Consider the following 24,265-nt stretch of genomic DNA (forward strand, 5'->3'; position numbering starts at 1 on the left):
GTATGGAACGACAAGTTATCGAGATGTATGCAGGAAGAAGCGTAGTAGTCTACCTCAAACCTGATTACGAGAAGATACAGGGAGTTCTTGAGCTCGGCAAGGGCGACTCAATCATAGTTGGCGGCGAGGCAGTAATCTTCGAGATGGTAGCAAGAGTAAAGCTCGTTGATGGTGATGCCGCGCCTTCTGTCCCAGAAGAGACTTCGGCTGTGTTTCTCGGCGAACTGGAAGAATGTTTCGGCAGGATGAAGGCTCTTCCTGAAGAAGAAGTATTCTCAGACGCTTACTTCAAAAAAGCCCGGCCCAAGACATTCGGTGCGCAGTCCGAGACGGATAAGCTCATGAACAAGTACAAGTCCGCCGTGAGAAACCACGAAGACGCTCCTAACTCAAAGCGCATGGCAGAGATAATCCGTGATGCACAGCTTTTGTGGGAGGAAGACAGGGCAGATGCTTTCGCCGGAAAGTTCTGGGCGTTCATGCTGTACCTTGCAGGCAAGAAGGAAGAGAGCGCGGATGTCTGCATGGAGGTGATGGATTTCGGCACGGCAATGGCTGTCTATCCTTCCCTGAAAGTCGCGGAAAATGCGGTGCGTGAGGCCGCCTATCAGTCGATGACACCGCGAATCTTTGCGTTTGTTGCCGGGCTTGACGCTAAACATCTAGTGCCGGTGTTGCAGAGCCTCTTCGAGAGTGTGATAGCGAACGCTCACGCAGAGATAGACGCGGACTACCGCAGGGAGTGTTTCACTCACATTGCGGCAATTTCGTGGAAAGTGCTGAATTTTTCCGGCTGGCAGGACAAGAAGGAGCTGTTGTCCGAAAGAAATATCACCTCCCTTAAAACCTGGCTCGATGCTCTGCCGGAAGCTGTCCGCAAAACAGAGCCAACCCCCGCAGAACCGCATGTCAGCGCACATTCCGGCGCAGAGGAGAAACTTGACGCAAAGGAAGAGGCCGTCGGCCAAGACACAGTGTTTGAGGGCGAAATAGTCTGGTTTAACCGGGACAGTATTTACGGGCACATTCACAGCCCTGCGGCAGGCAGGTGCATCGAGTTTTCCGAGACACTGAACAGGGACGACATCTTCTTTCACCTCTACCAGACGAGCGACACTGAGCTTCGCAGAATCCTCCTTCTGAACACTCAGGAAGTCGCAGGCCTCAAGGTAACGTTCCGTCTCGGCATAAAGGATGACGGCAGAATCTCCGCCTATGACGTGAAGGCCTCATGCCCGCTCCCTGAAGCTAAGCCTGTTCCCGACGGCATGGAGGAGGACGGAAAGATAGAGTCTTTCGACAAAGTGAAGATGGCCGGCAGGATAATTTCTTCGTCGGACGGCAGCAAGTACGGCTTCGAGGTTTCTGGTGTCGCTGATCCTCTCCTGTATGTTTTTCTGGTCTATGACCCAAAAGTGGGCGGGCATCCCGTGAAGTTTGTCAGGACATTCGTCAAGAACGGGCAGGTTCAGGCTGAGGACATCGTTTCTGCCGCCGCTGGTTTCCCCGACGAGAAGCTGAGCAATTGGGAGCGCGCCGGTGTCTTGGATAAAGCACGCAAGCTCGTGGAAGATTCACCTCACGATGCCGCCGACAGGTCAGCAAAGGAAGGCATGAGGATAGACAGAGTCGTACACGTCAGACACATAGCACTTGACCCCTACGACCCTGAAACCGCAAAGAAATCCCCGCCCGCCGCAGGACCTGTGTTTGTTCCGCCGCCGCCGCCGCCTGAGGATTACTACCTTGCCGCGAAGGAAGCAGCTGACCGCAAGAATTTCGATGAAGCCGAACAGCTCTACATCAAGGCAGTCAGCAGGGGAGACAGCCGGGAACTTGCCGCCGGAGAACTGCTCGGGCTCTACAGGGAACGAAGTTTGTTCGGCAAGGCACGGGACTTCCTCGAGAGGTACGGCGATATTTTTCCCGACGAACGGAGGCGCAGTTTCTGGATTCAGTACTACGAAGCGAGCGGCGAAGGCTACGGGGAACTTCTGCGGCTATATGACGAATCTGCTGCTGCTTACGGTGATGACAAGCTGGACACAAAACTTGCCTTCATCATCAAGAAAGCCCGCCTGCAATACAGGAACAGCGATTTTCAGGCGGCACTTGCTGCATGCGACGAAGGCTTGAGCCTCACACCGAACAGCGGCTACCAGAATCTGCAGGCCAGCTTGAAGAAGATCAAGGCACTCTCGCTCCGTGCACTTGGCCGGAACGAAGAAGCTGCTTCCCTTGCCCGCGAACTCCGGCGGATACCGACCTTCAGGGCTGACACCGACCTCATGGCCATTCTTGGTACGCAGAAGCCGGACGAGGAAGCCGCCGTCAATAGTTTCACGCTCCTTCCAGCGTTCCTTCAGGACAAGATACGCTACATCTCGATTGACGAGAAACTTCACACAGAGTTTGTTACTGAGGCGGGCTACAAGAAAGGGCACTACGATTCGCGCGGAAACTTGATCGATGTCAGGACGGAGTACCGTTCGCTTGTCGCAGGGAGCAAACCTGACGACGCAAACCCAGCCAAAGCCGAGAGATGTTTTGCCATTGCGCGGTATGTGTACAAGTTTCTTGCCTGCGCAGATTCTAGAGAGACGAGCAGTTATCCCGAACTCAGCGAGGAGATTATTACCGCCAACGCCTACAAGGGTCTTGAGCACATGCTCTATCATCAGCTCGAACAGAAACATTACGACAGTGCACGGTATTACTGTCTTCTTATGCTCAAGCGTCCCGGCAGCGAGAAAGCTGAAGACTGGATGCGGATATTCATATGCTCGTACTTCGACAGCGGGCTCGTCTGGGATCGCAAAAGGGACAAGTGGACAGCTGAGGATCTGCGCGCGCTCTCGAGAAGCAGCCTTAAGGACAGCGTTGACTTCGATGAATTTTTCGGAGGGCTGCTTTCCGTAGCGGCTTCAGGGGGAAGCTCCATCACTGACCAGGTGCTGAGCATCCTGCTGTACCACCCTTACCCTGAATATTCCGGCGAACTCTTGAGGAAGCTGGGTCTCGACGCTAACTCTACTTACGAGGAAGTCCTTGAACGTTTCACCAGCGAACTTGCTCTCTTCAAGGACAGGCAGCAGAACTTCGCCAAAGCTATTGCCTCAGCTGGTACGGGCGACATAATGCAGTCCTCATCCATCAGCAAGACGGAAAGCTGTATCGACGGGCACAGGTACATTTACGGCAAGGACAAGGCCTACGCTTCCGCCCTGCGGAACATACTTGCCCAGCTCAAGAGGTATGTTGAGCTCGATGATTTCGACAGCCGTATCTACGTGCTGGATCAGGTCATAAATGCGGCGGGAAGCAGCATAAGCCAGATAGTACAGCAGCCCACGAGATGCAGCTACGAGTGCTTCTTGCCCGTCCTGAATAACATTCTGCGCCGTGCAGTCTCCGAGAAGTCGCAGCAGTACGCAATTCCGCCGGAGCTGTCGTGCCTTGTCGCCGAGTGCATAAGGCAGGATCGTAGAGTTACGGCAGTCATTGAGGTCAAGAACAGCCTTGCCCGACAGAAGGCAATGAATGTCCGCGCGGAAGTTACCGGCCTTCCTGTTGGGGTAGTGTGCCGCAAAACTGACATCGATTCCGTTATTTCCGGCGGGGCAAGATCCGAGTGTATACTGAGCATCGAGCTCCCCGAGAACTACGAGGACACGAGCATAGAGTTTCAGCTCAGGATTTTGTACCAGTACTACAGCATGATGCCTTCATCGGAGGACGGTCTCCCCGTGCAGGCGGCTCAGGGCGAATACAGGCCTTCCCTGCCGCCTTTGACGCTGAATTACAGGGAGAACTTCACGGAGATACCCAACCCGTTCTCGCATTACAGCAACGGGCACGGGGTTGATGACCCTGACATGGTGTTCGGGCGTGATGATGACATTGCCGGCATAATGAACAGGCTGTGCTCCGACGGCAAGCTGACGCGCGGCAGGTCAATAGCTCTTTACGGGCAGAAGCGCAGCGGCAAAACTACGCTGCTTTATCAGATACGCAGGCGCATAGAGGAGGAGTTTGCTGGCCGTACGCTCTCTGTGGATCTGGGCAGTGTCGGGTCATACGGCTGGGAAGGCGGCTTCAACAGGGGCATGATGCACCAGATAGTGCGCGGGATACAGGACGATCTCGACTACGACGATGAGCTGTACGATGCTGCCTGCAGGCGCGGAATAACTTTCCCTGACAACATCCTGTACGACGAGAATTACTCTGATGTCTTCAACGCCTTCATGAAGGAGTTTACCAGCTTCTTGGAGGAAGAGAGGCCGGGCTGCAGTATCGTGATATTCCTTGACGAGTTCACGTACTATTACAGCTACATCAAGGAAGGCAAGGTAGATGCCGCTTCGCTGGATTTCTGGAAGGCAATGTGCGAAGTGTACAAAGTGATACTCGTGATAGTCGGCCAAGACAGCATGACACAGCTAAAGCAGATGAGCCCTTGCGCCAATGCTCTTGCGGCGACAGAACTCTACCCTGTGCGCTACCTCAAGCCGGAACATTCGGAGCGTCTGATCCGCAAGCCGCTCGAGAAGGTACATGCTGGCGTAAAGATTGACGACGAAGCAGTCGAGAGACTTTTCCGGCTGACGTACGGAAGCGCGTACCTGCTCATGATACTGTGTTCCTGCATGGTAGATTACCTCAACGCGAACCTACTCTCCTCAGTGAGCCCCCAGATTGTCGACAAGGTAGCTGACGAGGCTTTCAGGACGGGCAGAATATCGCGCCAGCACTTCCAGCCCATGTACAATGACTCGCTGGGCGGGAACGACCTTGACCACCTCGAAGCCCACGACAGGGAGAACTTGAGGCTTCTTGCGGCTGTTGCGTCGTCGGCGGGAGGGGATCATGAGGCATCGGTGTCGGACTTCTCCGGCCTGCTGGAGGACTGGGACGCGAAGAAGACCGACGAGATGCTGCAGGCTCTCGTGGACAGGGAGGTTCTGTGCTTCAAGGACGGCAGATACCGCATTTACGTTGGACTTTTGGAGGAATGGCTGAAGCATTATTATCAGGGAGGCGTATCGCTTTGAGCAGAGTTTTCGCAACTGGGACGCTGGCTTCCGGCTCGCAGATAATAGGACGCACGGAGCTTATCGACAGGATCGCAAAGTATCTGTACGACGACGGAAAGAATGTATCGCTTGTTGGTTTGCCGGGCTCGGGAAAAACATCATCGGCCTGCGAGGCACTGAACAGAATCGCGAAGAGGAAGGACTTTGACGGCAGGCACACACTGCTTCTCAAGACCAGCCTTGGGCTTTATGAGTCGTTCGAGGAGTACTGGAAGGGATGCGTGCTCGAGCTTTATGACATGGCTTCTGAAAGCGGCATCATCCACCATATTCTCGACAGGGAGCGTGATATCTTTGCGTCGGCATCTTCACTGCCCTACGGCGAGGTCAAGGCACACACTGAAACGTTCCTGAAGTGCCTGAAGAAGCTCGGCGTGAGGACAATAATATTTGTTGACGAGTTTGACGCGGCCGTAAAGCTCTTCGGCGGTGCCAGGCATTACTACGAGTTCTTCAGGGAGGCCGGTAGCGGAGAAAGGTTCAGCATACGCTTCCTGATAACCTCGCGCCTGCAGATCAAACGTATAGAGACGAACGCTTACGGCAATTCCACGCTCTGGGCAATCTTCGATGAAATAGGAGTGCACGAGTTCTCTGACGCAGAAATGGAGGATTACTATACTCTCCTTGAGGAATACGTCGTGCCTCTGACTGTCGAGGCGAGACAGAGAATCTACCAGACAGCGGGGCGTTTTCCTGCGCTCCTGAGCCTCATAGGCGACAGAATCGTGGACATGAGAGAACAAGGAACTGTGCCGGATGTCGAGAAAGTGATTGAGCAGGAGAGGGACGGGATACTGAGAATCTTCAGCAGAGTGTTCAAGTGCCTGTGCGATGACAAAAGCGCGGCTCTGGTGATTCAGGCGGCGGTCGGACCTCGCTACAAGATAACTCCTGCGGAGATACAGACGCTGTCGGAGTATATGGGGTATATTTTCCACGAAGCAAAAGGCTTCTGGACGATAATTTCTCCCGAGTTCCTGAATTACCTCAGGTGTCAGAAGCTGAATGTCCCGATATGGCCTCAGCTCTCCGAAGCACAGGCTGCCCTAGTGAGGCTTGTCCGCGAGAAGCTGACTGAACATTTCGGCGTGGACAGGCACAACCTCGACGATGTCCTGATAGCGAAGAAACTTATTCCCGCCACAAAAATAGATCAGTACATCAGCGACCGGGACAACAACAGGAAGAAGTACGGCGTGGAGTCTGACCTTCTGGATGTGCTGCCGATCGAGGGGCTTGCGAATATTATCAGCCAGTACTGGCCGGGAATTTTCTCGGAGTACTTCAAGGGCAAAGATTACGAGGGATACTGGAGACCCCGCTTCCTTGAGCTTGCCCGCGCGCGTAATCCTGTAGCCCACGCTCACCCGGACTACCTGACGGACGAGGACATCGCGAGGGTCAACGCGATATGCATTGAGATCATGGAGTGCCTGTAAGCAGGACAGCTCCCGGCTTTTCAGGAGACCGGGAGCATAATCTCTACGGCGAGGCCGTTCAGCAGCGAGTACGCAATCACGAACGCCAGATACCCTGCAAACTTCCAGCCAGCAAGAACGATCTTCAGCGCGCCTAAGTTCGTTATCTTCGTTGCCGGGCCGGTAATCATGAACGCAGACGCGCTTGCCATGCTCATGCCGTCAGCCAGCCACTGAATCAGCAGGGGTATTGTCCCGCCTCCGCAAGCGTACAGGGGCACGCCGATTGTCGCCGCCATCAAGACCCCGAAGCCGTTTCTCCGTCCGAACAGACGGGCAAAGCTCTCTGCCGGAACATAACGCATGAACAGCGCAGTCAGCACTATTCCGAGCAGGAAATAGCCTCCAGTAGCACGGACATTCCGCCCGAAGTTCTTGATGTAGCGGATGAAGATGTTGGGGTCTGTGTCGCGGTTATGCGTCTCCCAGAAGCCGGAGAACGTGAAGAAGTCTCTGTGCGTGATTCTGTTGTAGAGGTGAACGGCAAGACCGGCCGCTATTCCGCAGACGAAGCACGACGCAACGCGCACAATCAACGCAGTCCGGCCAAGTGCAGTGCTGTAGATGATGAGCTGGGGATTGAGGAGGACTGATGCCATCATGAACGACGCTAACCAGTCCTCACGCATTCCCTTTTCCCTGAAAGATGCGGCTATCGGAATCGTTCCGTACATGCACAGCGGCGACGCAATCCCCAGCACGCACGCCGGAACAATCCCGAACAGGCTCAGCTTCTTCCCGTTCATCGACGCGAAGAGTGAGTGAATCTTCTCCTTGCCGAAGACTGAGATGAACGAGCCTATAGCCATTCCCGCCAGCCAGTAAGCGTAAATCTGCTCAAGCTGAACGGTGAAGTAGTACCAGAGATAAATAAACTCTCTGCGAAGAATGCTAGTCAACGCTCACAAAGTCATACTCTCTGCTTCCGAGCCCGATTTCTGCGGCGTGCTCGACTGTGTGAATGCCATGACGTGATTCCATGCGCTTGATGAGGGATGAGCCGTCGGGGGCTTTGTACACCAAATCTACACATGCCTGATCAAGAGCGACCGGGTCAAGCGAGCCGAGTATTCCGATGTCGTGCATGTCTGGGGCTGAGGGGTTTCCGTCGCAGTCGCAGTCAACGGACAGGTGATTCATGACGCTGATGTACATGATGCGCTTTCCGCCGCCGAGAGAGTCGGACACTGCCTTTGCCGCTTCGGCCATTGACTCGAGGAAGTCATCCTGCTTGTCGTACCATATAGAGCCGCTGTCCTTAGTGCCCGCCGTGTGAATGATGACTTTGCCGCGCGGTGAAGCAATACCGATGGAGATGTTCTTCAGCGCGCCGCCGAAGCCGCCCATTGCGTGCCCCTTGAAGTGCGTCAGAACCAGCACAAAGTCATAGTTCTTGAAGTGCGAGCCTACAACGTCTTCTTTCAGGTGCTTTCCGCCTGTTACCGGCAGGGACACTTCACCTTCTTCGTCCATGATGTCGACGTTTGCGATCGCGTTGAAGCCGTGATCCTCGATGACCTGGCGGTGAAGGGCTGTAGCTGACCTTGAGCCACCGTAGGCGGTGTTGCACTCGACGATTGTGCCGTTGACGCGCTTGACGAGCTCGCCGATGAGTGCCGGTGAGAGGTAGTGAGTATTTCCGGCCTCTCCGGTGCTGAGCTTGACGGCGACTTTGCCTTCGGGTGTGCGGCCTAGATGCTCGTAGATCGCCATCAGTCCGGCGGGCGAGATGTCCTTAGTGAAGTACACTGCAGGAGCGGCGAAGGATGAGCCCGCCAGTGCGAGCACCAGCAAGAACGCTAACGAAAATTTCTTCATGAGAATTTCTCCTTCCGTGAAATGGATGGCCGGAAAATAACTCATGAACTGTGCTTTAGCTCAATAGGTAAATCGCACTGAATCTTCCTTGTCGGCTTTGGCTACCGCACCTCAATAACTCCCCTGCCGCCGGAAATGTAAAGCGTGCTCCCCACAACCATATTGCCCATGTCGCTCGCCATAAGCAGCGCGTATTCAGCCACCTCTTCCGGCATCACAAGTCTCTTCGCCGGGTTGTCCCAAGAATAGATGCTCTCACCTTCCTGCCAGTTCTGCATGTCTGTCGCACAAGGCCCGGGAGCTATCGCGTTGACGATTATTCCATGAGGGAGGAGAACTTTCGCTAGCCCGGAGGTTATTGCCCGTACCCCCCACTTCGACAGCCTGTACGGAGAGAAGGCGGGTTCGAGCTCCGCCTGCGATGATATGTTCAGGATGTGCCCGCGTATGCCGTTCTCTATCATATACTTCGCGGCGGCCTGGCACATGAAATATACTCCCTTAAGGTTGATGTTCATGGTGCTGTCGTAGCCTTCTTCCGTGAGTTCAAGAAAGTCATTCAGCGAGGGGTTGTACACTCCAGCAGAGTTGACGAGAATGTCGATCCTGTTCCCTTCGGCTAGGCTCACTGCTTCAGCGAACTTGGCCTGCATCGACTTTACATCCAGCATGTTAATCACAATCGACTTACAAGAGCCCCCCCCCCCATTACGTAATTTACGCAGGCACTTCGACAGCTTCTCCTCGTTCGTACCGGCAATAATCACGCCTGCGCCGCTGTTCATGAACGCTTCAGCTATCGCCATCCCGATTCCTCCGCTCCCGCCCGTAATGAGAGCCGTCCTGCCCTCGAGCAGAGAACTCCTGCTAACGGGTTTCACTATCGGTATCAGCTTCTCCTCCTTAAAGAGAGTGATTGCCCTCTTAATCATTCTTGTTATGCTCATCTTGATACACCCGGCCCTTCCAGAATACTTACTCCTTCGTTCTTCGGGATAACGTTTATCTGTGCGGCTATCCTCTCCCGCAATGCCGCAACGTGCGAGATTATCCCTATCATCCGTCCTTCGCGCCGAACCTCAGCCAGCGCGTCAAGTGCTGTGTTCAGTGTGTCTTCGTCCAGAGAACCGAACCCCTCGTCCAAGAACAGCGAATCCACCCGTGCCTTGCTCCCGGAAATCTGCGACAGTCCCAGCGCAAGCGCGAGGCTCACGATGAAGCGTTCACCGCCGGAAAGATTCTCTGTCGGGCGAATCTCACCTGCCTGCTCGCGGTCTATCACGCTAAGTTCAAGTTTATCGTTGTCAGGCGTTGGCCTCAGTGAATAGCGGCCGTTCATCCTGCGCAGGTATTCATTGGCGTTGTTGATGACGAGGTCAAGAGTTATCTTCTGTGCATAGATGCGGAACTTGTCTCCGTTGGCAGAGCCTATGTGCCCGCTCAATGCCGCCCAGCGTTCCGAACGGACCTTCTGCGCCTCGCACTCGCGTGAAAGCTCCTCAGCTCTGGCCTTCTGTCTTCTCAGAGTGTCCAGCTTCTGCGACAGTGCCGAAATCTCCCCGCTGAGAGTGATGATTTCCTCCTCCTGCTTCCTGAACAACGCCTCCGTCTCGTCAATCGTGCCCGTCAACGGCAGAGAGGCTTTGAGGCTCTCAAGTTCCGCCGTGATTCTCGCTGCCTCTGCGTTCTTGCCGTCGAGGCTGGCTTTCGTTGAGGCTGTCAGTGCCTGAAGAGTGCTTATGCTGCTGCGTGAGGCTTGAAGCTGATCCTCGAGCCTGAGAACACTGGCTGCCCACTCTTGCGCCCGTCCGATAATCTCTCTTGTGCTGGACGCGCCCCTTATCCCTAGCGGACGGATTGCTTCGCAGACGGCTTCCCGTGAATCAGAAACTGTCTTCGTCTTGGCCGCAAGGTCTTCGCTGCATGATGTCAGGGCTTGTGCTGCCGCCTGCTCTATGCCGTACGCTGTTGTCCAGCTGTTCTTTGCTGCTTCAAGAACGTCTGCTGCTGTCCTGCGTTCTGCTTCCAGCCTCTTGTAGTCCTCTTCGAGCTTCTGCGTCTGCCTGAAGAGTGCCTCAGCTTCTGCGCGGGCTTCTGTTCCGTGAATGAGGCCGGGATGTACCACAGACCCGCACACGGGGCAAGGTTCGCCGTCCTTCAGCAAGGCCTGCGTCTCCGCGAGAACGGCCGCTCTGGTTCGTGCCCTCATGCCTTCTATTGCGTCATAGGCTTCTTTGAGGCGGCGTTCTGCCTCGTCAAAGATTGCCCGTGCCCTCTTGCCCTCTGCTACTTTATGCGCTGTTGCTGCTCGCGCCTTCTGTAAGGCATCATCGGCACGCTTCACTGTTTCTTCGCTGATGAGCTTGTCGCGTTCTGCCTGCTCGTACCTGCTCACTGCATCACGAATCCCTGCGAGCACAACATCAGCACTGTCGGTGATACCTCCCTTTAGGCGCGACAGTTCCTCCTCAACAGCAGGCACAGAGTCCATCAGGCGCGAGAGTGTCTCTTCATTCTGCGAAACGCTGTCCTGAAGCCTTCCGCACTCAGCGCGGCATCTCTCAAGGTCTGTAGTCATGCGTCCTATCTCCCGCAGAAGGTCTCTCTCTGACTCTGTCTTCCTGTGCTCAGCTTTTATGCGTTCAAGCAATGCTGATTTCGCCTCAAGCTCCGGGACAAGAATTTCCTCCGGCTTCTCCCCGAAAGTTGACCTCACTGCCTCAAGCTCGGTGTTCTTGTCCCTGAGTGCCTGAGCTTCGTCCTTGCTGCGGTCATAGACCAGACGAGATATTGTGCTGTAGATTTCCGTGCCGGTTATCAGCTCGAGAACTTTTGCGCGTCCGTTCTTGTCCGACGTAAGGAACACGTCAAAGTTCCCCTGTTCGAGCATCATCGCCCTCGTGAACCTCATGAAGTCCATTCCCGTAATCTCCGCAACTTTCTTGACTGTGTCATCATGACCCGACGTGATGGGGATTCCTTCCGCCTTGCCGGGTTCGTAGTGCTCGAGCGTATGTTCGGGAGTCTGGAGATTGCCGCTGCTCTTGAAGCCGCTTCTGTGCTGTCCCCACTTGCACGTAAAGACTCCTTCGGCCGCACTGAACGTTACATGAGCAAAACAGTCGCCTGTCCCTCTGGACATTATTTCGTTGGTGCTTGCGCTGATGCTGCCCAGTCTGGGAGTTTTGCCGTACAACGCGAGGCATACCGCATCAAAGATAGTTGTCTTGCCCGCGCCGGTCCGGCCGGTAACAGCAAACAGTCCGTTCATGCAGTAAGCCTTATCCCGCAGGTCTATGCGCCATTCCCCGCGCAGAGAGTTGAGGTTCTTAAGGGCTATGGATAGTATCTTCACTTGCTTGACACCTCCGCTTCGGCCATGAGCAGTATCTCCCTGTACATTATCCTGAACTCCTCTCTCTCGTCCGGCGCAATTACCTTGCTGTCCATCAGGAGCTCGAACATTTTTTCCGGCTCAATGTCATCAAGCCTCCTGCCGCTGAACTCACCGCCTCCTGTGTGTTCCGGCAGCTTTGCCTCGTCGTGAACACCGAGAACTTCAAGCAACGTATAACGTCCGGCACAGTCCATAACGCGCTCCTGAAGGTTTGAGGCTGCTTCCGTGCCTGTGTAACTCACATCAAGCCACACAGATTTATTCATGCTGCCCAAAGCGTCAATCTTGGCCGCGAGCTCGTGCATCGTCTTCCCCTCTACATGCTTGAGCATCTGGAACACAGGGACGGGAATTTCCCTCACCTCCGCGAGGTTTTCCCCCTCGAGCTCAACAATGCTCACCGACTTAGCACCCTCTGCCTCGCCGAACGTCATAGGGATCGGCGATCCGCTGTAGCGTATGTTCTTCCTCCCCACAGCCTGCGGAGAGTGAAGGTGTCCCAGCGCGGTATAGCTCACCCATTCAGGGAAAATGTCAGTGCCGAGCTTAACTGCCGTACCGACATACAGCGAACGTTCTCCGCCGTCCTGCATGGTTACTCCCTTTTCCAGAAACATATGTCCCATCGCCACAACCGGCACTCCGTAATCTTTCGCCGCCCCGAAGACCTCCGCGTAATGCGACATTATACCGGCTCTGAGTGCGCGCTCTATCTCGCTGAAGTTTTCTGTGCTCCGCGCTGTTCTGACATCACGGTCTCTCAGATACGGCACAGCACACACAACAAGTTCAGGCTGTCTGTCGCTGCCGCATAGGGTGATTACTTCGTCGGCCGGGTTCTCTCTGGCCTGTCCTATCACGTGAATGTCATTCAGTGCAAGTATCTTTGCTGGAGCGTCGAGAAATGCAGGTGAGTCATGGTTGCCGGAAATTATCACGATGTGCCGGCAGGAGGATTTTGCGGCCGTGCTCAGGAAGGAGTAGTACATGTCCTGAGACTGTATGCTTGGAGTCGTGTTGTCGAAGATGTCTCCTGCAACAAGAAGGGTATCAGGTTTCTCGCGTTCTATCGTCTTCTCCAGCCATTCGAAGAACTCCCTGAACTCGCGGGTACGGTCATGATCCTTGAGTCTTCGTCCTATGTGCCAGTCTGACGTGTGAAGGATTCTGTGCATCTGTCAACCACCTGTACAAATTATGATGAATGTTGTAATTTTCTCGCAGATACACAAAATTCTAGCATATGAGGTGATTCTTAATTGGATTGGCAACTCTCACAGCTGCTCATTATCTGCCCTCTCATCTTCATCGGCGGAGTCATTGACGCTATCGGCGGAGGAGGAGGGTTAATCACTCTTCCTGCGTTTCTGATTGCGGGCTTCCCCGTACACATCGCGATAGGTACTAACAAGGTCAGCTCCGCAATGGGAACATCAATAGCCTTCACGAAGTTCATGCGGGACGGCTACATGCCCTTCAAGCTCTCTGTTCTCGGGATAATATGTGCGTTAATCGGCTCGTCGCTCGGTGCACGGACTGCCCTGCTCATCGACGAGTCAATTCTGCGCATGATGATGGTCGTTATCCTCCCGGTAACAGCGTGGTACGTCTTCAGGAGTCAGGACTTGCTGAAGGAGGAAGGCTCTCACAGCGACAGCATAACGCGCCGGACGTACATTGTCTGCGCGCTGGTCGGGCTGGGGCTGGGGTTCTACGACGGCTTCTACGGGCCGGGAGCGGGAACGTTCATGCTTCTTCTGATGGCCGGTGCGGCACGGCTGAGCGTTCAGAAGGCCAACGGTGTAACCAAAGCAATAAACTTCGCGACGAACATTGCAGCTATTGCCGTCTACTTCACGGGCGGGAAAGTCATTCTGCCTCTTGGGATAATTGTCGGGTGCTTCAGCATCGCGGGCAACTACATCGGCGCGAGATTCTTCGAGGAGGGCGGGGCTAAAATCGTGAGGCCTGTTATACTTGTGGTGCTATTATTGTTCTTTGTGCGGGTGATCTATGACCTGCTATCTTAACCCGAAAGGATTTGATTCTATGCGCAAGTTTTTAGCTGTTATGCTGGTGCTGGTGTTTGCGTCTCTTGCGTTCGCACATCCCGGCAAGCTCGACAAGAACGGAGGACATTACGACAAGGAAACGGGAGAATACCACTACCACAAAGGCCCCAACGCCCTCGAGTCCCTCGAGATTCGCCGCAACACTCTCTACAAGGCAAAGATTGAGCGTGTTGTTGACGGAGATACGGCTATTGTGTCGTTCATCTTCGACGACGGAAGCCAGTTCCTCAAGGAGCGCGTACGTTTCTTGGGTGTCGACACGCCTGAGACCGTTCACCCGAACAAGCCGGTACAGTATTACGGCAAGGAAGCCAGCGACTTCACGAAGAGCCAGCTGACGAACGCGATAGTGTGGCTTCAGACGGACGTGAGCGCAAAAGACCGCTACGACAGGATGTTAGCGTACGTGTGGCTGAGCGAGCCGAGCAAAAAAGACCTCGAGGACGAGGACGCGATACGTGCAAAGATGTTCAACGCACGCCTTCTGCTTGAGGGTTATGCCCAGCTGATGACGGTTCAGCCTAACTCACGGTACGCGAATCTGTTCGTGCACTTTCAGCGCGAGGCCAGAGAGGGCAAGAAAGGGCTCTGGGGCAAAGACCCGGAGTAAGAGACAGGAGCTAGGGGATAGGGGTTAGTCCCTGTTCCCTAACTTTTTACAGCACAGAACCTCCAGCACACATCTCTGTACTCTTCCGCGTAATCAATCCCTATTCTCGGCGAGGCCTCGTACCTCACAGCTTCACCCTCAAGAATATACAGCCTTTCTCCGCACAAGTCTTCCCCGTAAAGTTCGCGCGTAATCCCCATAGCTTCGCATAATCTTCCCGGCCCGGAACACAGATTCTCCAGCTTCCCGTTCCTGCGGCGTTCCGTCATGACATCTATTCCCTCCAGCGGCTCAAGTGCCCTGACCAGAACGCACTCAGGCTTACCCGCGATGTTTGCGGTAACGTTGAAGCAGCAATGCATTCCGTAGACGAGGTAGACATACGCATAGCCTCCGTCCCCGAAGACTATTTCCGTGCGCGTGGTACGTCTGCCGTTGTAGGTGTGGGCAGCCTTGTCCTTTGGGCCTACGTATGCTTCTGTCTCGGTGATTACGCCGGAAGTTATGACCCCTTCCGCATCATGAACGAGTACTTTTCCCAGAAGGGCAGGTGCGAGCGTCAGGGCATCCATGCGGTAAAAATCTCTATCAAGTTTGTGCACGGGTAAATTCTCCTATCGTATATTGGGTAAATTTCCCGCAGTGCATTATAATTTCTTTATCCTGCTTATTGCTAAAATCTTTATCAATCTCAATTTCGTAAAGGAGCTGTATTCATGAGGAAACTTTTTGCGGCTGTACTGATAGCTGTATTTGCCTGCTCTCCTGTGTATGCTGCTGTACGCTCGGAGAGGAGCACATACTTCATTGACGACGCGCAGGGCCAGGCAGTCATCAAGGACGGCAAGAAACAGGCTGCCCGCGATGAAGCCAGAAAAATGGCGATGCGTGATGCCATCGACAAAGCGATGGATATGTTCGCCGGAGAAACTAGCTCTGAGATGAAGAACAAGGTCTTTGCCAGAGCACAGAGTCTCGTCAAGAACTTCAAGATAACCAGCGAGAACGTTGAAGGCGACACGCTCTACATCACGGCATCATGTTCTGTGGGGGAAAAGGCCTTTGACGGAGTGCTCGGCCCTGAAGTCATCTCCATGCTCGGAAACCCGCGCGTCATGGTTATAGTTGACGGGAGCAATGCATCTCTGCTCGAGGAGGAGTTGCTGCGGCTGTTCGAGAAGGCGGGCTACCTTATCGTCGACAAGGATCAGGCGCAGGCACTCATTGCCCTTGACCCGAAGCAGGCTTTCAGCGACCCCGAAATGGTTGCGGCTGCGGCCAAGACCATCAAGGCAGACATAATCATAGTGGCACGGGCTTCGTCGAGCGCGGCGCACGCCCAGAGGTTCGGCATACACATGTACAAGCCCAGCGGAAGCGTGCAGGTCAAAGCCGTCCTCACCAAGACAGCCTACCAGATAAGCTCCACGACAATATCTCGCGGAACTAAGGACTGGCAGGGGAGTTCTTCTGCGGCAGGGATCCTGAGGTCGGGTATCCGTCAGGCGGCAGAGGAGATAATCTACAAAATAGCCTACAGGATGGCTTCTGCTGGTTCTGCGCTTGGCGGAATTACCGTGAACATCAACCTCGCCAACGCGTCCTTCAAGGACATCGAGCAGTTCACCGCCTACCTGAAGGAGACAGGACAGGTCTTCGAGAGGTCGTACAGCAAGGAACTGGCAGAACTTGACCTTGTTTCCCCGAAGAATGCCCGCAACGTCGCATCACTCATCTCCGACTACCAGCTTCCCGGCGGAACAGTTGAGGTTGACGGTCTCACTGCACAGACCGTGAGCGCAAGGGTCAAGCCTCTAGGGCCGGTAGCCGTACAGCCTGACGTTCCTTCTGTCGTGATCAATGTCTTTGTCGACAACATCAAGAGCGACAAGGAAGTCGAACGTGTCCGCAACGAGCTGGCAAAACTTGCAGGCACTCTCGGAACAATCACCCTATCCTACAACAATCCTGCTCTGACAATCACGATAACCTACAACGGCAATCCGTCTGATACGCAGGATGTCAGAGCTGTGGAGAAATCTCTCAAGGAAATGAACATCAGGATAGACAGCACATCGGACAACTCTATACGGGGCTGGAAAGAGCCTGAAGGCATCCTCAACCGTGTATGGTGGTAAAACTCTAAGGAGGTATCGTTCATGAACAGAAAAGTTGTTGCTCTGGTACTGCTCTTCACCCTCATCTTCACGTGCGGAGCTGAAGCGGCAAAGAAGAAACGCAAGGCTTCATCACCCGCTCCGGCAGTCTCGCAGGTTCCTGACTCAGTTCTGCCCAAGCGCGGAGACATTGCGGTAGTTGTAGAGGGCGATGATGACCAGCACGTCAGGATAACGGAGACGAAGATCATCGACTCCCTCATCAATCACGGCTACAGGGTAGTCGACGAGAAGAAGATGCGTGCGGCTAGGGCTGCTGCGGTGAAAGCTCAGGCCTACAGGCTCGCGATGCAGGGCAACTACAACGCAATCTTCAAGCTCAACGCAAGCTACAGCGTGGCGGCAACGGTACTTGCGCGCGTCCAGGCCGGGCAGGCAGTGCAGAACCAGTTCGGGCTGTACACTGGTACTGCGTCGGTGTCGCTGATTGCCGTAACCTCGCGGGGCACTAAGCTCGGAGGCCGGACATCATCAGCAAAGCAGGTAGGCTACACTGAGTACGAAACATTGATGAACTGCATAGAAGCCGCCGTTGAAGACGGAATGCAGCAGATGTATTAAGGAGGAGGAATAATCATGCGTAAACTTTTGGTGGTACTGCTGGTGCTCGGACTGGCAGGGAGTGCGGCCGCAAAGCCGAGACTGGCGATTCGCGCCTTCGAGGACAAGACAGAGGACGGCAACGCTCCGGCAGGTGCAGTGATGGACATGATGGTATCGGAGCTGAACAAGACGGGGATTTTCTCTCTCATGGAACGCGAGAGGCTCGACTATGTTGCGGAAGAGATAAAGCTCGGACAGTCCGGCCTTATGGATCCGTCAACAGCCCCGAAGGTCGGCAAGATTAAGGGTGCACAGTACTCAATGACCGGCGCAATCACGGTGTACTACTACAGCAAGAAGGGGAGCGGCTTTGTAGTGCCGATACTGGGCTTCGCAACGCAGGCCAAAACCGCCTACGTTATGCTTGACCTCCGCGTAATCGACAACTCAACCGGCGACATCGTCTACGCCGCATCCCAGCTCGGCGAGTCAAAGCAGGTCGCGAAAGGTGCGGCGGCGGCGTACAAGGGCTTCTTCATCGGCGGCTACAACAGGACGACAGGAGGCATTCTCGCAAGCGCAACCCGCAATGCCGTCATGAAGCATGTTGACGCGATAAAAGCCGTTTACTGGGAGGAGTAGTAGTTAGGCTATGGATTACCTGGTAGCTATATATACCGGCAGCAAGATTCATACCCGCAAGATTGAGCAGGGCAGTACAGTAACGGTCGGCAACTCACGTAGCGACACCATCATCATCGACAAGTACGCGCTCGGCCCGGAATATCTCGTGATGGCCTGCGATCCGGGAGGGGTGCACATACTCTCGAAGCAGCCCATGAAGTTCGGGAACGAGGAGACCACAAACCGCGTGCTGTCCGCAGGAGAGACTATCTCCGTTACTGAAAAGATAACTCTTGCTGTCTACCCTGCCAGATGCCCTGTCAGCTTCTCATTGTCCCTCGACAGGTTCAGCGAGCTGCATCTGGGGCGGTCGTACAACAGCAACGACATAGCTCTTCAGGACAGCGGAGTATCATCGCGCCACGCCGTACTGAAGAAGCATGAAGGCCGCTGGTTCATCACGGACCTTAAGAGCCACAACGGTACTTTTGTCGGCGGGAATATAGCCATGCCGCACGAGGAAGTTCCGGCGGAGGAAGCAACAATCTTCATCAGCGGCTACACGTTCTACATTCAGGGCGACATGATACACTTCCAGAACATTCCCGGCGGGATCGACTTTGCACCGGCGCAGATAAACGCTCTCGTATACACTTCCGAGAAGCAGAAGCCTTACCCGTTCTTCCAGCGGTCGCCGCGAATACGGGGCAGTGCGGACAAGGCAGAGTTCGAGCTGGCAAGTCCTCCAGCCGTCAGCCAGAAACCCACCGTCTCGTGGTTCATGCTGCTTCTGCAGCCCGTGATGATGGTAGCAATCATGGGCTTCATAGCCGTCATGATGAAGAATTACAGTATGCTGATGTACTCCGTGCCCATGTCCTTCATGTCGATTATCATGACGATCCTGAACAACAAGAACAACATGAAGAAGTGGCAGAAGAACAACGGCACTGCTGTGGAGAAGTATTCCGAGTACCTCGAGCAGACTGAGAGCGAAATCATCTCTTCTGAGGGAGCGTATATCTCTGCACTGTCCGGCGCAAGTCCCGGCTCTCTGGAATGCCTGAGCATTGCCGAGAGCGTGAGCCGCCGCCTCTGGGAACGTACCGTGAGGGACAGCGACTTCCTCTCTGTGAGGCTGGGCATAGGTTCGGTGCCGTCTAACGTTCACATCAAGGTTCCGATGTCTCAGATGTCCGTAGAGGATAACCCGTTCATCGCGCAGGCCGAAGCCATAAGGGACAGACACACGACGCTTGCCGGTGTTCCTGTGTGCCACTCGCTGAAGGATTACCCTATAACAGGACTCGCCGGCAGAAGGGACGACGTGATACGCGCGGCATGGCGGATAATCATGGACATTGCCACTCACCATGCGTACACCGACGTTAAGTTCATCTGCGTTTACCCTAAAGAAGAACGCGAAAAATGGGAGTGGATGCGCTGGCTTCCTCATATCTGGGACTCCAAGCAGAAGAAGCGTTACCTTGCCTGCGACAAAGACGAAGCAAGGATTATGCTCCGCGAGGCCGCAGGTATGCTCAGGACAAGAAGCAAGGAAGCCGGAGAAAGGATGGACAAGGACGCTCCCCCGCCTACTCCGTTCTACGTGCTGATACTCGCTGACAGAATGCTTACTGAAGCTAGCGGCGAACAGTTCTTCCCCGCAAGCTCGGCTGTAGGGTTCGCGGCTCTCTACGTTTACGGCGATATAGGCTCTCTTCCCGGAGAATGCCAGAGCGTGATCACCTGCGGGCCGGAAGGCAGGATTCAGACCACAGAGCCGGGCAAAGGCACGACAACAACATCCTTCACTGCCGACAACGTGAGCCTGAGCATAATGGATGCATTCGCGCGCGCACTTGCCCCCGTCAAGCTGATGCAGTCAGGCGGAGGAAGCAGAATGCCGACAAGCATAACGTTCATGCAGGGCTTCAAGGCGAACACTGTTGCTGATCTCGACATCATAGGACGCTGGGGGAAGAACCATTCAGAATCAAGCCTCGCGGCAGAGATAGGGATACAGGAGAACGGCGACGTGTTCAAGTTCGACGTTTTCGAGAAAGCTATGGGGCCTCACGGGATAGCCGCCGGTACTTCTGGAAGCGGAAAGTCCGAGATGCTCACGACGTGGCTGCTCTCTCTCGCGCTGAACTTTTCGCCCAAAGATGTCAACATCGCGCTAATAGAGTTCAAGGGTAACGACCTCTCGAACATACTTCACGACCTGCCTCACATTGCCGGAATAGTCAGCAACCTTAATGACCCGTCGACCATCATACGAGGCCTGAAGTCCCTCAAGGGCGAGAAGGACAGGAGGATGCGCCTCTTCGAGCAGTCGGACTTCCTCTCGTCGAAATCTATCTTTGCGTATCAGAAGTACCAGAAAAGCCACCCTGAAGCAGGCCTTGAACCTCTGCCGTACCTGATAATAGTCATCGATGAGTTCGCTGAGCTTGTTACGCAGTACCCAGAGTTCAACGACGAGATAGTCTCTATCGCGCGCGTCGGCCGAAGCGTCGGAATGTACATGACGCTGACCATGCAGAGCCCGCAGGGAGTCGTGAAAGGGCAGGTGTCGTCGAACACGAAGTTCCGCGTGTGCCTGAGAACCGCCAACGCAGGCGAGAGCAAGGAGATTCTGGGCACAGCAGACGCGTTCAACATCTCCGCTCCCGGGCGCGCCTACATCAAGGTGGGCAACGGAGAGGTGTACGAGCAGGTTCAGACGTTCTACGCCAAAGCTCCTTACAGACCCGGCGGAGGTCAGAAGACGGGTATCGGCGAGATACGGCTTGTTGCTCTGGACGGCACGAAGACGAAGCCGGAAATCTACAGCAAGACCGTCAAGAAAGGCAAAGACGAGCAGAGCGAAGGCAACGTTATCGTACGGGAGATCATCAGCACGGCAGAAGCCCAGCACATGGGGCGCGCACGCCCCGTCTGGACCGATCCTCTGCCGCTGATGCTTCCACTCGACGGCCTCATAAAGGGGCACGAAGCGTTTGACCGCGAGGCCAAGACCTGGCATGATGCGAACAAAGGACTTGCTGTAACCGTAGGTCTGGTTGATGCTCCTGAAGAGCAGAGACAGTACCCGTTTGTTCTGGACTTCATGAAGAACGGACATCAGGTGCTTTACGGTGCGCCGTCGACGGGAAAGACCAGCTTCCTGCAGACGGTGCTGACGAGCGCGGCGATGTGCTACACTCCTGATCAGGTGAACTTCGTCATCATCGACTACGGCAGCTTCATCCTGAAAGCCTTTGAGCCCCTGCCTCACACGATAATAGCCGCAGACCCCACAGACGAGGACAAGGTCAAGAAGACCGCCGAGTTCATGAGGAGGGAGCTTGCGACGAGAAGGAAGCTGTTTTCTGCTGAGGGTGTCGCCAGCCTCGAGAGTTACCGCGAAGCCATAGGGAAGCCCGTGCCCGCAATAATCGTCATCGTCGACAACATAGCTTCCGTCAGTGGACAGAGCAGTGAGCTCATGGACGTTCTCAACCTTACGGCGAGAGACGGCGGAGGTCTCGGCGTGTACCTGATGATCACGACCGGAAGCGGCGGCGGCTTCATGTACAAGATAACGCAGTACGTGAAGAGCAACCACACCCTACAGCTCACCGAAAGGACGGAGTACAGGCCTCTTATCGGCGGTGAAGGCAGAAGCGAACCCGGAAAGTATCCCGGGCGAGGTTTCACCAAAGGCGCGCTCGAGTACCAGACTGCGCTTTGCGTTGAGGGCGAGACAGAAACCGAGAGAAGCCGCAAGCTCAAGGCACTGTGCGCGGACATGTCAGCAGCCTGGACGGGCAAACGTGCTTCACTCGCTGAGGCAGAGGCGGCAAGGACTGCACCTGTCGGGGCTGAAGAACTCTCGTTCAGCACGGACGGCGTTCAGATAGGCATGACGAAGGACACCCGCGAGCCCGTAGAGTTCGTCTACGAAGCAATGCACGGCTGCATAATCTCCGGGACGTTCGGCGGCGGCAAGAGCAGCATCCTCGCGATGATAGCCAAAGCCCTCAACGATGACCCGAAGACGAGACTGTACGTCTACGAGGAAGATACGTTCATCGAGAAGTTCTGCCCCAACGCTAAGGTTATCCACAAACCTGAAGAGATGGACGAGATTATCGCCGGGCTTGACGCGGAATACTCCGAGAGAAGCGAGGACAGCGAAGACAGGATAGTTATCTGCCTCGACAACTTCTACAACCTCTATCAGGACATAACGCAGGAGAGCGCGGATATTCTGGAGGCCATTGCACGCGGCGGGCCGGAAAGGAAGATGTTCATCTACGCGGTGTGCACGTCAAAGGCACTCTCTACGCTGGGGATGAGCGATGTGCCTCTGTACTCGGAGCTCATGAAGTACGGCAACGCTGTCGTAACCGGCGGAACTCTCAAGGAGTACAGGGAGTTCAACGCCTTCCACAGAGAGGATGACATATCCTTCGGTTCTCATGAAGGAGCACTGATTCACGGCGGGCGCGTTGTGAATCTTATGTTCGGGATGCCATAAAGGAGGCTGGCGATGAACGGTCCTGATACAGTAACAGCTACAGTAACGAACGACGAGCGCACTTTCCATGATGACATGGAGCTGCCATCAGGTATGCCTGTCTCCGAGCTCAGCCGACAGATTATGCTGATTCTCAAGGACATTCACGAGGATATATTCTCCGGCTGGACAGCCTGCCGCCTCGAGTACAGGGGACGCATACTGAACGCAGATGATACCTTGCTGAACGTCGGTGCGTTCGACGGAAGCATAATAGTTGTCCGTCAGTGATGGCGCGTTTATCCGCAGTTATTGCGATGAAACACTACGTAATTCTATCGTGAGGATATGTAGCCCGAAAGGGTTGCGGCGGATATAATAATGCCATCGTAAATGAAGCGGAACACAGCGGAATAAAGACGAAGAAGGAGGTGAAACTAGATGCCGAAGATCAGAATATCACACGAGACGCTCAGGAGCACAGCCAAGAGCATCGCCCAGTGCCAGACAGACCAGCAGGATATCATCTCGAAGATCTCTCAGATGGTGGAGACGCTGAGGACTGGATGGGAAGGCGAAGCCCGCGTAGGTTTTGAGGCAGCTTTCGAAGCAGCGAAGCCTATGTACCAGCAGTTTGCTCCCGACCTTCAGAAGTTCGCAGACTTCCTCAACATGTACTCAGGCAAGATGGAGGATGTCGACGTAGCAGGCCGTGAAAGGTTCAAGGACGCTATCCAGCAGTAAAGTATTAGCTCTTGAGCGGGCCGTCAGTCAGAATCATGGCAAGCAGATAGGAGGAGGTGAAAAATATGGCAGATACAATACTCTTGACCCCCGAAGAACTCGAGGACAACGCCGCGCAGCTTAATCAGATGGCAGATAAGAACGACGAGGTAGTAACTACGCTCGATGGTGTGGTGAACGGTCTGTTATCCGGCTGGGAAGGCGATGCACAGGCTGCATTCGTTGAGAGCTTCACGAAGAAGAAGGATGTCTTCAAGCGTTTGAGCGAGGACATGAGGAATTTCGCAAACAGGATTAAGACCTTCGCGTCTCACATGAGGGACGAGGAGCAGCAGAAGACCGCACAGGCTCGTGAACTTGGTGCTTAGTCAGTCTCTGATTAAAGGAAGAATAAAGCGGCAGGGGGCAGGAATTGTTCCCTGCTTTTCGTCAATTTCAGGGGAGAAGATTGTATGCCGGACAAGAAATTTCTGCTTATTACCAAGAAGGAGCTGTTCTATTCAGCCGTGATGCTGAGAATCCGCAAGCTGGTCAACGTAGTCTACGATTTCCCTGCGGACAGCCTCAAGTTCGAAGCCGAGCTCCGGGACGCGCGCAAGACACTGCGGCGAAAAAACCTTCTTGAAGATTCAGCACGGGACGGAGTGAACATCAGTTTTTCCCTGAGCGTATGCGTATCCTTCTGCGCAAACCCGGACAGCTGCGAGGTTATAGACTCTTACGGATACAGCGCGACAGTCTATCAAGCCTCAAAAATGTATATGCTCATGGAGAACCGCGGGGACGGTGAACTTCTTGCGGCGGCGTGGTTCAAGGACAAAGCCAGCCTTGACGGTTACGTAGAAAGCCAGATACAGAAAAGGAGAGGAGCAGTGCTCAGATGAGCGGACTTAGAGACGCAAGCGGCACAATAGTAATCAACGAGGCGGAAGCAGAAGAAGACATCCGCCGTGTACAGCAGGCAAAGGCCAGCCTTGAGGAAGCCCGGCAGTACCTTGACCCTGCTTCCATCGACAGCGAAAGAATGCGCGGCCTCACACGCGATGCCCTGGAACAGCAGTTCGAGAAGATGACCAAAGATCTCAACAGCTGGCAGGAAGCGTGCGACGAGACAGTCAGCTACATAAGACGCGTCGTCGCCGAATACCAGCGCATAGACCGCGAGTATGCCGCAAAAGCAAGGGAGATGAAGTGAT

General features: G+C 54.6%; 19 protein-coding genes. 13 read left to right on the plus strand and 6 right to left on the minus strand.

Annotation, left to right across the window (positions count from 1 at the left end; all coding sequences use genetic code 11):
• Positions 1–2: 2 nt before the first annotated feature.
• Together IJT02_05115 and IJT02_05120 are read left to right on the plus strand one after the other, a co-directional pair.
• The gene (locus IJT02_05115; GenBank protein MBQ7544307.1) at positions 3–5,054 is read left to right on the plus strand and encodes an AAA family ATPase; all 5,052 of its coding nucleotides are present in this window, start codon (positions 3–5) and stop codon (positions 5,052–5,054) included.
• Positions 5,051–6,538 carry an ATP-binding protein gene (locus IJT02_05120; protein ID MBQ7544308.1) on the plus strand — a complete coding sequence of 496 codons (1,488 nt, stop codon included), beginning with the start codon at positions 5,051–5,053 and terminating at the stop codon, positions 6,536–6,538. The genes IJT02_05115 and IJT02_05120 overlap by 4 nt, the downstream gene beginning before the upstream one ends.
• A 20-nt stretch (positions 6,539–6,558) precedes the next feature.
• On the opposite strand, the gene IJT02_05125 is transcribed toward IJT02_05120, so the two are convergent.
• The 5 genes from IJT02_05125 to IJT02_05145 all read right to left on the minus strand — a co-directional run bounded on the left by IJT02_05125 (position 6,559) and on the right by IJT02_05145 (position 12,967).
• The gene (locus IJT02_05125; GenBank protein MBQ7544309.1) at positions 6,559–7,476 is read right to left on the minus strand and encodes a permease; all 918 of its coding nucleotides are present in this window, start codon (positions 7,474–7,476) and stop codon (positions 6,559–6,561) included.
• Positions 7,469–8,395: a DUF362 domain-containing protein gene (locus IJT02_05130; protein ID MBQ7544310.1), complete on the minus strand. Its 927-nt coding sequence runs from the start codon at positions 8,393–8,395 to the stop codon at positions 7,469–7,471. The genes IJT02_05125 and IJT02_05130 overlap by 8 nt, the downstream gene beginning before the upstream one ends.
• Positions 8,396–8,496: 101 nt before the next feature.
• Positions 8,497–9,342, minus strand: coding sequence for an SDR family oxidoreductase (locus IJT02_05135; GenBank protein ID MBQ7544311.1), 846 nt, complete (start codon positions 9,340–9,342; stop codon positions 8,497–8,499).
• The gene (locus IJT02_05140; protein ID MBQ7544312.1) at positions 9,339–11,750 is read right to left on the minus strand and encodes an AAA family ATPase; all 2,412 of its coding nucleotides are present in this window, start codon (positions 11,748–11,750) and stop codon (positions 9,339–9,341) included. The genes IJT02_05135 and IJT02_05140 overlap by 4 nt, the downstream gene beginning before the upstream one ends.
• Positions 11,747–12,967 (minus strand): exonuclease SbcCD subunit D C-terminal domain-containing protein, encoded by a 1,221-nt coding sequence (locus tag IJT02_05145; protein ID MBQ7544313.1) that lies wholly within the window; start codon positions 12,965–12,967, stop codon positions 11,747–11,749. The genes IJT02_05140 and IJT02_05145 overlap by 4 nt, the downstream gene beginning before the upstream one ends.
• Before the next feature lie 84 nt (positions 12,968–13,051).
• Between IJT02_05145 and IJT02_05150 the strand changes: the two genes are divergently transcribed.
• The gene (locus IJT02_05150) at positions 13,052–13,822 is read left to right on the plus strand and encodes a sulfite exporter TauE/SafE family protein (protein MBQ7544314.1); all 771 of its coding nucleotides are present in this window, start codon (positions 13,052–13,054) and stop codon (positions 13,820–13,822) included.
• Between the two features lie 19 nt (positions 13,823–13,841).
• A complete protein-coding gene (locus IJT02_05155) occupies positions 13,842–14,474 on the plus strand; it encodes a thermonuclease family protein (GenBank protein ID MBQ7544315.1) in 633 nt (210 codons plus the stop codon).
• Between the two features lie 38 nt (positions 14,475–14,512).
• Here IJT02_05155 and IJT02_05160 read toward each other — a convergent pair whose 3' ends face one another.
• Complete coding sequence (locus IJT02_05160) at positions 14,513–15,076, minus strand: DNA-3-methyladenine glycosylase (GenBank protein ID MBQ7544316.1); 564 nt, start codon at positions 15,074–15,076, stop codon at positions 14,513–14,515.
• Between the two features lie 114 nt (positions 15,077–15,190).
• Between IJT02_05160 and IJT02_05165 the strand changes: the two genes are divergently transcribed.
• The 9 genes from IJT02_05165 to IJT02_05205 all read left to right on the plus strand — a co-directional run bounded on the left by IJT02_05165 (position 15,191) and on the right by IJT02_05205 (position 24,264).
• Positions 15,191–16,612 carry a hypothetical protein gene (locus tag IJT02_05165; protein ID MBQ7544317.1) on the plus strand — a complete coding sequence of 474 codons (1,422 nt, stop codon included), beginning with the start codon at positions 15,191–15,193 and terminating at the stop codon, positions 16,610–16,612.
• Positions 16,613–16,633: 21 nt separating this feature from the next.
• Positions 16,634–17,212: a hypothetical protein gene (locus IJT02_05170; protein ID MBQ7544318.1), complete on the plus strand. Its 579-nt coding sequence runs from the start codon at positions 16,634–16,636 to the stop codon at positions 17,210–17,212.
• A 15-nt stretch (positions 17,213–17,227) separates the two neighbouring features.
• Positions 17,228–17,836: a hypothetical protein gene (locus tag IJT02_05175; GenBank protein ID MBQ7544319.1), complete on the plus strand. Its 609-nt coding sequence runs from the start codon at positions 17,228–17,230 to the stop codon at positions 17,834–17,836.
• A 10-nt stretch (positions 17,837–17,846) separates the two neighbouring features.
• Complete coding sequence (essC, locus tag IJT02_05180) at positions 17,847–22,346, plus strand: type VII secretion protein EssC (protein MBQ7544320.1); 4,500 nt, start codon at positions 17,847–17,849, stop codon at positions 22,344–22,346.
• Between the two features lie 12 nt (positions 22,347–22,358).
• Positions 22,359–22,616, plus strand: a complete 258-nt coding sequence (locus IJT02_05185) for a hypothetical protein (protein ID MBQ7544321.1) — start codon at positions 22,359–22,361, stop codon at positions 22,614–22,616.
• 150 nt (positions 22,617–22,766) lie between these two features.
• The gene (locus IJT02_05190; protein MBQ7544322.1) at positions 22,767–23,069 is read left to right on the plus strand and encodes a WXG100 family type VII secretion target; all 303 of its coding nucleotides are present in this window, start codon (positions 22,767–22,769) and stop codon (positions 23,067–23,069) included.
• 65 nt (positions 23,070–23,134) lie between these two features.
• On the plus strand, positions 23,135–23,437 hold the full coding sequence (locus IJT02_05195; GenBank protein ID MBQ7544323.1) for a WXG100 family type VII secretion target: 303 nt from the start codon (positions 23,135–23,137) through the stop codon (positions 23,435–23,437).
• 84 nt (positions 23,438–23,521) lie between these two features.
• The gene (locus IJT02_05200; GenBank protein MBQ7544324.1) at positions 23,522–23,953 is read left to right on the plus strand and encodes a hypothetical protein; all 432 of its coding nucleotides are present in this window, start codon (positions 23,522–23,524) and stop codon (positions 23,951–23,953) included.
• Positions 23,950–24,264, plus strand: coding sequence for a hypothetical protein (locus IJT02_05205; GenBank protein ID MBQ7544325.1), 315 nt, complete (start codon positions 23,950–23,952; stop codon positions 24,262–24,264). Before IJT02_05200 ends, IJT02_05205 begins: the two co-directional genes overlap by 4 nt.
• Position 24,265 lies beyond the last annotated feature (1 nt).

This window comes from Synergistaceae bacterium, from assembly GCA_017450125.1.
Lineage (GTDB): Bacteria > Synergistota > Synergistia > Synergistales > Aminobacteriaceae > JAFUXM01.

Excerpts from the sequence above, each read along its gene's own strand:
- IJT02_05200 (MBQ7544324.1), top strand. The coding sequence starts at position 23,522 with ATGCCGGACAAGAAATTTCTGCTTATTACCAAGAAGGAGCTGTTCTAT.
- essC (MBQ7544320.1), top strand. The coding sequence starts at position 17,847 with ATGGATTACCTGGTAGCTATATATACCGGCAGCAAGATTCATACCCGC.
- IJT02_05155 (MBQ7544315.1), top strand. The coding sequence starts at position 13,842 with ATGCGCAAGTTTTTAGCTGTTATGCTGGTGCTGGTGTTTGCGTCTCTT.
- IJT02_05185 (MBQ7544321.1), top strand. The coding sequence starts at position 22,359 with ATGAACGGTCCTGATACAGTAACAGCTACAGTAACGAACGACGAGCGC.
- IJT02_05115 (MBQ7544307.1), top strand. The coding sequence starts at position 3 with ATGGAACGACAAGTTATCGAGATGTATGCAGGAAGAAGCGTAGTAGTC.
- IJT02_05205 (MBQ7544325.1), top strand. The coding sequence starts at position 23,950 with ATGAGCGGACTTAGAGACGCAAGCGGCACAATAGTAATCAACGAGGCG.
- IJT02_05145 (MBQ7544313.1), bottom strand. The coding sequence starts at position 12,967 with ATGCACAGAATCCTTCACACGTCAGACTGGCACATAGGACGAAGACTC.
- IJT02_05175 (MBQ7544319.1), top strand. The coding sequence starts at position 17,228 with ATGCGTAAACTTTTGGTGGTACTGCTGGTGCTCGGACTGGCAGGGAGT.
- IJT02_05135 (MBQ7544311.1), bottom strand. The coding sequence starts at position 9,342 with ATGAGCATAACAAGAATGATTAAGAGGGCAATCACTCTCTTTAAGGAG.
- IJT02_05165 (MBQ7544317.1), top strand. The coding sequence starts at position 15,191 with ATGAGGAAACTTTTTGCGGCTGTACTGATAGCTGTATTTGCCTGCTCT.
- IJT02_05190 (MBQ7544322.1), top strand. The coding sequence starts at position 22,767 with ATGCCGAAGATCAGAATATCACACGAGACGCTCAGGAGCACAGCCAAG.
- IJT02_05130 (MBQ7544310.1), bottom strand. The coding sequence starts at position 8,395 with ATGAAGAAATTTTCGTTAGCGTTCTTGCTGGTGCTCGCACTGGCGGGC.
- IJT02_05195 (MBQ7544323.1), top strand. The coding sequence starts at position 23,135 with ATGGCAGATACAATACTCTTGACCCCCGAAGAACTCGAGGACAACGCC.
- IJT02_05170 (MBQ7544318.1), top strand. The coding sequence starts at position 16,634 with ATGAACAGAAAAGTTGTTGCTCTGGTACTGCTCTTCACCCTCATCTTC.